The 8,325-nt window shown below is 59.9% G+C and carries 8 protein-coding genes; 5 read left to right on the top strand and 3 right to left on the bottom strand.

Annotation, left to right across the window (positions count from 1 at the left end):
• Position 1 precedes the first annotated feature (1 nt).
• A complete protein-coding gene (locus tag IM739_RS20145) occupies positions 2-1,663 on the top strand; it encodes a glucosamine inositolphosphorylceramide transferase family protein (protein WP_237371586.1) in 1,662 nt (553 codons plus the stop codon).
• Here IM739_RS20145 and IM739_RS20140 read toward each other — a convergent pair.
• Complete coding sequence (locus IM739_RS20140; protein ID WP_237371585.1) at positions 1,615-2,361, bottom strand: 4'-phosphopantetheinyl transferase family protein; 747 nt, start codon at positions 2,359-2,361, stop codon at positions 1,615-1,617. The genes IM739_RS20145 and IM739_RS20140 overlap by 49 nt on opposite strands.
• A gap of 3 nt (positions 2,362-2,364) precedes the next feature.
• Positions 2,365-3,555, bottom strand: coding sequence for a DegT/DnrJ/EryC1/StrS family aminotransferase (locus IM739_RS20135; protein WP_237371584.1), 1,191 nt, complete (start codon positions 3,553-3,555; stop codon positions 2,365-2,367).
• 236 nt (positions 3,556-3,791) lie between these two features.
• On the opposite strand from IM739_RS20135, the gene IM739_RS20130 reads away from it, so the two are divergent.
• The 4 genes from IM739_RS20130 to minE all read left to right on the top strand — a co-directional run bounded on the left by IM739_RS20130 (position 3,792) and on the right by minE (position 7,587).
• Positions 3,792-5,564, top strand: a complete 1,773-nt coding sequence (locus IM739_RS20130; protein ID WP_237371583.1) for a GMC oxidoreductase — start codon at positions 3,792-3,794, stop codon at positions 5,562-5,564.
• A gap of 165 nt (positions 5,565-5,729) precedes the next feature.
• The gene (gene minC / locus IM739_RS20125; protein ID WP_237371582.1) at positions 5,730-6,476 is read left to right on the top strand and encodes a septum site-determining protein MinC; all 747 of its coding nucleotides are present in this window, start codon (positions 5,730-5,732) and stop codon (positions 6,474-6,476) included.
• Between the two features lie 35 nt (positions 6,477-6,511).
• The gene (minD, locus tag IM739_RS20120) at positions 6,512-7,327 is read left to right on the top strand and encodes a septum site-determining protein MinD (protein ID WP_237371581.1); all 816 of its coding nucleotides are present in this window, start codon (positions 6,512-6,514) and stop codon (positions 7,325-7,327) included.
• On the top strand, positions 7,324-7,587 hold the full coding sequence (gene minE, locus IM739_RS20115; protein WP_237371580.1) for a cell division topological specificity factor MinE: 264 nt from the start codon (positions 7,324-7,326) through the stop codon (positions 7,585-7,587). Before minD ends, minE begins: the two co-directional genes overlap by 4 nt.
• A gap of 239 nt (positions 7,588-7,826) precedes the next feature.
• Here minE and IM739_RS20110 read toward each other — a convergent pair whose 3' ends face one another.
• Positions 7,827-8,324 carry an RES family NAD+ phosphorylase gene (locus IM739_RS20110; protein WP_237371579.1) on the bottom strand — a complete coding sequence of 166 codons (498 nt, stop codon included), beginning with the start codon at positions 8,322-8,324 and terminating at the stop codon, positions 7,827-7,829.
• Position 8,325: the final 1 nt, after the last annotated feature.

Raw genomic sequence — 8,325 nt, 5'->3', positions numbered from 1 at the left:
GATGGACAGCTTTGCCAAGCCGACTGACATAGCCTCGCAATCGGCTAGCGCCACCTTGCGGCTGGGAATCCTGACCGATCGGCAACACGGCTTTGAAAACTGGCAGTTGCGCATCATCGATCGAATTCTGGCGGATAGCCGATTTGCGCTGGTGTCCGTTCTGGTGTGCCCGCCTTCGCACGACGCGGTCAGGCCGTCACGACTTTTGCGGTTCGCGTCGGCAATCGAACGGAGCGTCCTTGCACGGCAATCTGCCTATCTGCCGCAGCATTTCGATCCAGCAACACTGCCGTTCCGACAGGTCGCCTCGGGGAGCGGCGAGGCGGGCAAGGACGACGAGACGGTCTCGGATGAGATCGGCGCCCTGAAACTCGACCTTGTGCTGAACCTCGCCGCCGGCGAACTGCCCGACCGGGTGGTCGGGGGACTTCGTTTCGGAGAATGGCGTTTTTCGTTCTCGGCTGAGGCATGCGAAGGAACCGACTGGTCGGGTTATGCCGGCGTGATCGAGAACAGGCCCGCAACCGAGATGCGCATCGATATCCGCCGCGGCGCCCCATTGCGGCATGAAACTCTTGTGGCCGCCGCGTTCAACACCAAGTTCAGTGCGATCCGCAACGCTGATTTCATCAAGGAACGGGCCGTGACCCTCGTCATGAGGGAGTTGCGTCGCGTCGCCGATACCGGTCGCCTCGAGCCATCTGGCAACCGGGCTACCGACAAGGCCCGCTCGGATCCCCCTTCGGGTTCAGTACTTCTGCGATATGGATGGGGTCTTGCGTCGGAACTTCTGGCGCGCAGCTGCAAGGCGTTGCAGTCAAAGTTCGGCGGAGGGGCTGCTGTCTGGGCGCTTTATGTCGGGCAGGGGAGCCCGCGTGATTTTGATCCGCGCCAGTCTGTTCTGATCGCGCCGGACAAGGACGAGATCCGGGCGGATCCGTTCCTGCTAGAGCACGAAGGGGAGGTCTATCTGTTTTACGAGGCCTATGCGCCCGGTGACGGCAAGGCCCATATTGCAGTGAGCCGTCTCGTCGGCAATCGGGTCGAACGGTTGGGCATCGCCCTGAATTGCCCGCATCACCTGTCCTATCCATTCATCTTCCGCCATGATGGCCAACTGTTCATGATGCCGGAGACCAACCAGGCGAGACGTCTGGAAATCTGGCGCTGTGTCGAGTTTCCGCTTCGCTGGGAACTGCATTCGACCGCCCTTGAAGGCCAGTCGCCGGCCGACAGCACGCTCACTCAGTTCAATGGCCGGTGGTGGCTTCTGACAAACCTATCCGATTTCCACGCCTATGAGGACCATTGCAGCGAATTGCACATATTTGAAGTGGATGGACCGGACCTGAAGACGGTCGTGGCGCACAGGAACAACCCCGTCGTCATCGACAGCACGACTGCACGAAACGGGGGGCGTCCTTTCGTGCAGGACGGCAAGCTCTACCGACCGTCGCAGCGCAATGAGTTCGGGATTTACGGCTACGGCCTCAATATCATGGAAATCGAGCAGCTGGATCTTGATAGTTTCCGGGAACGCTGCGTTCGAACCATAACGCCCGACTTCAGCCCTGGTCTTGTCGCCTGCCACCATATGGATGCGGCGGGCGGGCACTATGTCATAGATGCGATGCGCGGGCGCCCGCGCCATTCGCCGCAATAGCGCAACTGAACGAGTTGTCCCTCGGTCAAGATTGCAACGGCGGCACAAAAGCCCTTTGAAACGGTGATGTTCATGACCGTCCAGTCCTGTACCGAGCCCAGTGCCGGATCAAGTCTGCGCAGGTGCTGTTGCGGCCTTGTCGACAGCGATACATCAAAGCGGTCCAGCGCCAGCGAGAGCCCTGCGCCATGTGCCTTGACGAAGGCCTCCTTGCGGGTCCAGCAACGGTAGAAGGCCGGCATTTGATCAGCAGCCGGATAGGATCTCAGTTCGGTGCATTCCGCAGCGGAGAAGAAATGCCCCGCCACGTCTTCCGCGATTGGCTTGATTTCTTCGATATCGACCCCGAGCGGAAAGCCCCTGGATACGGCGAGCAGGGCTTGATCGGCGCTATGGCTGAGATTGAATTCAAGTGGGTCTTGCCCCATCGAACCGAGGCCCGGTTTGCCGAACGCGTTGTAGGAAAAGCGGAGATCTTGCGGGGCAGTCCCGAGATAGTCTGCCAATATGGATCGTAGCCCGGTTCGGCCTGCCCGGTAGCGCCGGGCATCACGTGGTTTGACAAATCGCGCCGCCCGCTCCAGCTCATCCTGAGAGAGAGATGCGCCTGTGCCGGCGTCTTCTCCGCAAGGCATATCGAGAGACCAGTTCCAGATGTCGATCTGGCGAACGCCGGCGACCGGGTCGACGACAGGCATCGGCTAGGACAGGCCCGGGCTTGTCGCAAGCGGAGCAAGCGACATGCTCCGGTCCTTGACCATGCGTCGGGCCATGAAACGCATGAACGCCAGCGGATAGTTTTCCCCTACCGTGACGCGGCAGGTCCGCTTCAATATGTCGAGCGAGCGCGGACAGGCTTTCGGCGAGTAGTCCATCGGGCGCGCCGCCCAGGCATAAGGGTTGAGCTTCGGATGGATGGTTCTCTGCTCCAGGATCGGTTGCCAGAATGTGTAGACATGGCGGCTTGAATCATAGACCCGGTGCACGCCGCGCTTGTTGCGGGCCGCAAAATCGCGGGCTTCCTCCTCGGTGTCGAACACCACATGCAGACCTGCAGCGTTTGCCGCGTCGTGCTGCGGAATGAGGCGCAATCCGCCTTTGGAGGTCAGGATGTCTGCCATGGCCTCGTAGCGTTGTCGCATCCGGCGCAGCATCGGGCCAAGCTTCTTCAGCTGGACATTGAGCATGGCTCCCTGGATCTGGCTGGCCTTCAGGTTGATGCCGGGGATCAGCGGCGCGTTGGCGTTGTCCAGGTGTCCGCGAAAGACCGCGCCTATGTCGTGGTACATGCGCGCGCGGGCAAACAGCTGGTCGTCATTGGTGACGATTGCGCCGCCTTCACCGACGTTGATATTCTTGAACTGGTTGAAACTGTAGGCACCAGCATCACCGATCGTGCCGACCTTCCTGCCTTTGTAGGTGAGGCCGACGGCCTGGCAGGCATCTTCGATGACCAGCAGATTGTGATCCTTGGCGATCTGCATGATGGTATCCATGTCGCAGACCACATTGGCCATGTGCACGGGAATGATCGCGCGCGTGTTCGGGGTGATCTTGCGCAGGATGTCTGTCGGATCGATCGTCAGGCTCTGGTCGATTTCGACAAGCACCGGAACGGCTCCGACGGCGAGGGGTGCTGCGGCAGTTGCGATCCAGGTATAGGCAGGAACCAGCACCTCATCCCCCGGGCCGATGCCTGCGGCGGCAAGGGCTGCAATCAGCGCCCCGGTGCCACTGCTGACCACCAATGTATGCTGGACACCGAAGGCGGCGGAGAAGTCACGTTCGAAGCGGTTGAGGGGGCTACCGGCACTGCCGCCATAGCGAGACAGCCGTCCTGATGCGATGACGGGAGCGATTGCCAACCACTCGCGCAAGCCTACCTTTGCCATTCCAATCTCCAACCCCTGGCCGATGTCGCTGGCCATCTATGTCAAGGCTGGAAGTCTAGGATTTGTCGGAATGCATTTCAAAATGGATATCCGGCTTAGGCTTGCGCCAGCGCCGCTCCAGCAGGCTGACCTGAATGGGTAGAATGGCCATTCAGGCTAAGCATATTGGACAATTTCAACGTTGCAGCCGTTTTGTTAGCACTCAGGCTGCCTGCACAAACGCAGCTGCGAGGACGATGGCCGAGGGCGAAGGCATGGGCGTGCGTGATCTGCGAACCGCTGCGAAGGACACCCTGTTTCATGCCGATGTTGCCATCATCGGTGCGGGGCCGGCGGGCCTTGCGATTGCACGCGAGCTGGCCCATTCGAAGATCCGGGTGCTGATTGTTGAAAGTGGCGGATTTGATTTTGAAGACGATGCCCAGGTTCTCAACCGTGTCGAGAATATCGGCGAACCTCGCTCCGGAGACGGTCGCGTTTCTCCGGGGCGCGGATACGATGGCAGCCTTGCCTGGCTGAACGACATTCCGGCCTTCGAATTGCGCAATCGCTGTGTCGGTGGCAGCAGCCATACATGGGTTGGCAAATGCGCGGCCTTCGACAAGATCGATTTCGAGCGGCGCTCCTGGCTTTCGGGTTCCGGCTGGCCGATTGCGCGTGACAGCCTCGAACCATTCTTCGACCGTGCCGGCGATTTGCTCAACCTCGGCCCCAATCTCTACGATGCCAGGCTGCGCGACCATCTGCGCTCTCCCCCCGAAGACCTGAAATTTGACCAGACAAAACTGCGTTCCTTCTTCTGGCAGTTCAGTCATCAGAGTGCGGTCAAGCGTGAACCGTTTCGTTTCGTCGAGCTTGCCCGTACACTTGGCGCGCCGAATATCGAAATCCTGACCCACGCGACCGTGACGCGGATCAATGTCGAGCCGTCCGGCCGCGCCGTGACTTCGCTTGAGGTTCGCAGCCTGGCCGACCACCGGGTTCTGGTTCAGGCGCGCACCGTTGTGCTGTGTTGTGGCGGTGTAGAGAATGCACGGATGCTCCTGGCGTCGAACTCCGTCATGCCGCATGGCATCGGAAACGGCAGGGATGTCGTGGGGCGCTATCTTGCCGATCATCCCCGCACGGTGATTGCCCGTTTCAAGAGTGACGCTCTGCAACCCGTCGCAAGACAGTTCGGCTTTTTTGGCCTGACTCACAAGGGCCATACCCATTTCTACCTGCATGGATTGGCACTCAGTGCGGATATCCAGGCGCGGGAAGGGCTGCTCAACTGTGCGGCCTATCCAGTCCAGACACTGTCTCCCGATGATCCCTGGGCTGCGTTGAAGCGTATGGCCCGTGGATCACGCCGACCAGGGCGCGACTTTTTGACGGTTCTTCGGTCGCCGGCAATGCTGGCGCGTGGCCTCTACGAGCGGCAGGTCCTGCAACGTGGCCTGCCGCGAAAATCCGACGAACTGCGCTTTGATGTCATGGTCGAACAGCCGCCCAATCCTGACAGTCGGGTCACGCTTTCTGCGTCCACCGACCGGCTTGGAATTCCGATGGCCCGAGTGGACTGGCGTATCGGCGCGCTGGAACGGCAAAGCGTCAAGCGACTGGCACGATTGATGCAGTCGGAATTCAAGTCGGCGGCATTGCCGGAACCAAGTCTGGCAGACTGGATTCTGGCCGATGACGATCAAGCGGGTGCATTCATGGATATGGCCCATCCATCTGGCACGACCCGGATGGGCGATGATCCGGCCACGAGCGTCGTCGATGCCGATGGTATGGTGCATGGCGTGGACGGGCTGTTCATTGCCGGAAGTTCGGTGTTCCCGACGGCTGGTCATGCCAATCCGACGCTGATGATCGTGACCTTGGCCCTGCGTCTCGCCGACCATCTGAAGCGTCGCTCGGCGCTTTCCGGGACAGTGGTTCGAGGCGCTGTGCGAAACGGCGAGGTTGGTGGCGAAATTCTTCCCCGAACGGCGACATCCGACAATAAAATCAGGGGCCTGTGACGGCCGGCATTCTGCAACAATCGCGGTTCGAGAGCGAAGAAAGCAGGTCGTCGCCGTTTGGATTGTCGCTGGCGCGCCGGTTAATTTTCCTGCCGCGAAAGCGCTCGCGTTAACCATTTGTTAACCATATCCGCGCTAGAAATCGTAAACGATTTGTTTACGTAGATGACCAAAGTGCTAACCGATTCCCGTTCCATCCGCATCAAAGGTCGGTCCTTCCTGGCAGTCGTCCTGGCGCCGGATCTGCCGCTCGACGACTGGTTGATCCGACTGGACGACCTGGCGGCACGGTCTGCAGGCTTCTTTCTCGGACGACCGGTTGTCCTGGATGTATCTGACATCGAGATCGACCGTTCCCAGTTGAAGGCGCTGATCGCCGAACTTTCGGCGCGCAATGTCAGCATCATGGGTATCGAGGGCGGACGTGCTTCGCTCATCGAACCTGGAATGCCGCCGGCGCTGAAAGGCGGACGGGCTGCGGCCGACTATGAGGTGCCGCAATCGGACATGCCGGTCGAAGGCTCAAAGCCGGTGGCGCCGCCTGCGGCCGAGCCTGTGGTCGTGGCGGAACATCCTGCTTCGGCGCCATCGCTGATGGTGCGTGAGCCGGTGCGATCCGGGCAGTCAATTGTCTTTGCACAAGGCGACATCACCGTGCTCGGATCTGTCGCGTCGGGTGCCGAAGTGATTGCCGGTGGATCTGTGCATATCTACGGCGCCTTGCGCGGGCGCGCTCTTGCCGGGTGTCTCGGCAATGGCGAGGCACGGATCTTTTGCCGAAAATTCGAATCCGAACTGATCGCGATCGACGGTGTCTACGCGATGACCGAAGACATGGACCCGGACCTGCGTGGCAAGCCGGTTCAACTGTGGCTTGAGGGCGATGCGATCCAAGTTGAGAAGATGATGTGATGATGAATTTGAGCGGGGCTACACAGGAGAGACAGATGGGCAAGGTAGTTGTTGTAACTTCAGGCAAGGGTGGGGTGGGCAAGACCACATCGACTGCCGCACTGGGAGCGGCTCTTGCGCAAAGAAACGAGAAGGTTGTTGTCGTCGATTTCGACGTCGGCTTGCGCAATCTCGATCTTGTCATGGGTGCCGAACGCCGGGTCGTCTATGATCTGGTCAACGTCATCCAGGGCGATGCGAAACTGCCGCAGGCGCTGATCCGCGACAAGCGGCTCGAAACTCTGTTCCTGTTGCCGGCCTCGCAGACCCGCGACAAGGATAACCTGACCGCCGAAGGCGTCGAGCGGGTTATCGGTGAACTGAAGAAGTATTTCGACTGGATCATCTGCGACAGCCCCGCCGGGATCGAGCGCGGTGCGACGCTTGCCATGCGCCACGCCGATATGGCGGTGGTCGTGACCAATCCGGAAGTCTCGTCGGTGCGCGATTCCGACCGCATCATCGGCCTCTTGGATTCCAAGACCTTGAAGGCGGAACGTGGCGAGCGCATCGAGAAGCATCTGCTTTTGACTCGTTACGATGCCAACCGCGCTCAGCGCGGGGACATGCTGAAGGTCGATGACGTGCTCGAAATCCTGTCGATTCCGTTGCTCGGCATCATTCCGGAGAGCATGGATGTACTGCGCGCATCGAATATCGGTGCGCCGGTCACGCTTGCCGATGCCCGCAGCATTCCGGCGCAGGCCTATTTTGATGCAGCACGTCGCCTCGCCGGCGAAAGCCTGCCGATTACCATTCCGGGCGAGAAGCGCAGCCTTCTCGACAAGATTTTCGCACGGAGGGCCGCATGAGCATTTTCTCCCTGTTTCGCAAGCAACACCGTTCTGCACCGATGGCCCGGGAGCGGCTTCAGGTCTTGCTGGCGCATGAACGCGCGTCCCTGGAATCCGATCTGGTCTCCGTCTTGCGCGAAGAAATCCTGGCCGTGATCGCCAAGCACGTGGAGTTCGACCGCGACAAGGTCCAGGTCAAGATGGATCGTGACGATCACGTTTCCATCCTCGAGATCGATGTCGAGATCCCGCTGAATGCGGCAAGGCTTGCCGCATAACTCTTCTGCGAGACGCACGCGCATTGAGCGTTTTGTGCCGATCGCGCGTGCCATCATTGACAAGCCGCCTCCGAAACTTCGGCAGGCGGCTTTTTCGTTCAATGATGAAGGCCTTGGTGTGTGCGCCGAGAGGCGAGACTGTCGCACTGTAAAATAGAATGTACCCACCACGCAAATGTGGCGGCATAATATACATTATGGAACTAATCACCCGATTGCCGAGGCATCTGCTGCCGATGCTACCTTGAGAGCCGGTTTTCGTCGTCAATCAGTGTCAGTCGCGATGGTGCCGTCGCTCCCCATTGCCAAAGTACCAGATTGAGGTCTTCTTCGACGGCGCCGGAAGCAAAGCTTCTGACGAGAAGCGCGCAGTAACCCTCTGCAATCAGGTCGCGGGAAAATTTCTGCGTTCGCGACTGACCTTCGGCTTTCATCTGGTCGCGCCATGTATTGGCCGAGAGCATGGAATGGTCCATGCCGCGCGCTTTGAGTGCTTCAATGTCGCGTGTGTCAAAGATGCGCTCGATGTCCGCATCGTAGGAAACCAGTGTCGTTGGCTGCAGGCTGCCGATTTGGTTCACTTCTCGCAATGCGGTGATCATCGACAGCGAAGCATAAAGCGCCGGTATTCCCTTCGGATTGAAGCGACCGCCATAGAGTTCGGCACCACGCCCGGAGAGCGGCTCGCGTGCGAAGACCGGGTTGAGGGCGCGATAGACTGGGCCGGCGTAGCGCATC

Source organism: Rhizobium sp. SL42 (assembly GCF_021729845.1).
GTDB lineage: Bacteria > Pseudomonadota > Alphaproteobacteria > Rhizobiales > Rhizobiaceae > Allorhizobium.
Note: the sequence above shows the minus strand (reverse complement) of the source record. Positions and strands in the feature narration are given on the sequence as shown.

What these genes read in the sequence shown, in the direction of transcription:
- IM739_RS20145 (WP_237371586.1), top strand. Translation starts at nt 2, where the DNA reads ATGGACAGCTTTGCCAAGCCGACTGACATAGCCTCGCAATCGGCTAGC.
- IM739_RS20140 (WP_237371585.1), bottom strand. Translation starts at nt 2,361, where the DNA reads ATGCCTGTCGTCGACCCGGTCGCCGGCGTTCGCCAGATCGACATCTGG.
- IM739_RS20135 (WP_237371584.1), bottom strand. Translation starts at nt 3,555, where the DNA reads ATGGCAAAGGTAGGCTTGCGCGAGTGGTTGGCAATCGCTCCCGTCATC.
- IM739_RS20130 (WP_237371583.1), top strand. Translation starts at nt 3,792, where the DNA reads ATGGCCGAGGGCGAAGGCATGGGCGTGCGTGATCTGCGAACCGCTGCG.
- minC (WP_237371582.1), top strand. Translation starts at nt 5,730, where the DNA reads ATGACCAAAGTGCTAACCGATTCCCGTTCCATCCGCATCAAAGGTCGG.
- minD (WP_237371581.1), top strand. Translation starts at nt 6,512, where the DNA reads ATGGGCAAGGTAGTTGTTGTAACTTCAGGCAAGGGTGGGGTGGGCAAG.
- minE (WP_237371580.1), top strand. Translation starts at nt 7,324, where the DNA reads ATGAGCATTTTCTCCCTGTTTCGCAAGCAACACCGTTCTGCACCGATG.
- IM739_RS20110 (WP_237371579.1), bottom strand. Translation starts at nt 8,324, where the DNA reads ATGCGCTACGCCGGCCCAGTCTATCGCGCCCTCAACCCGGTCTTCGCA.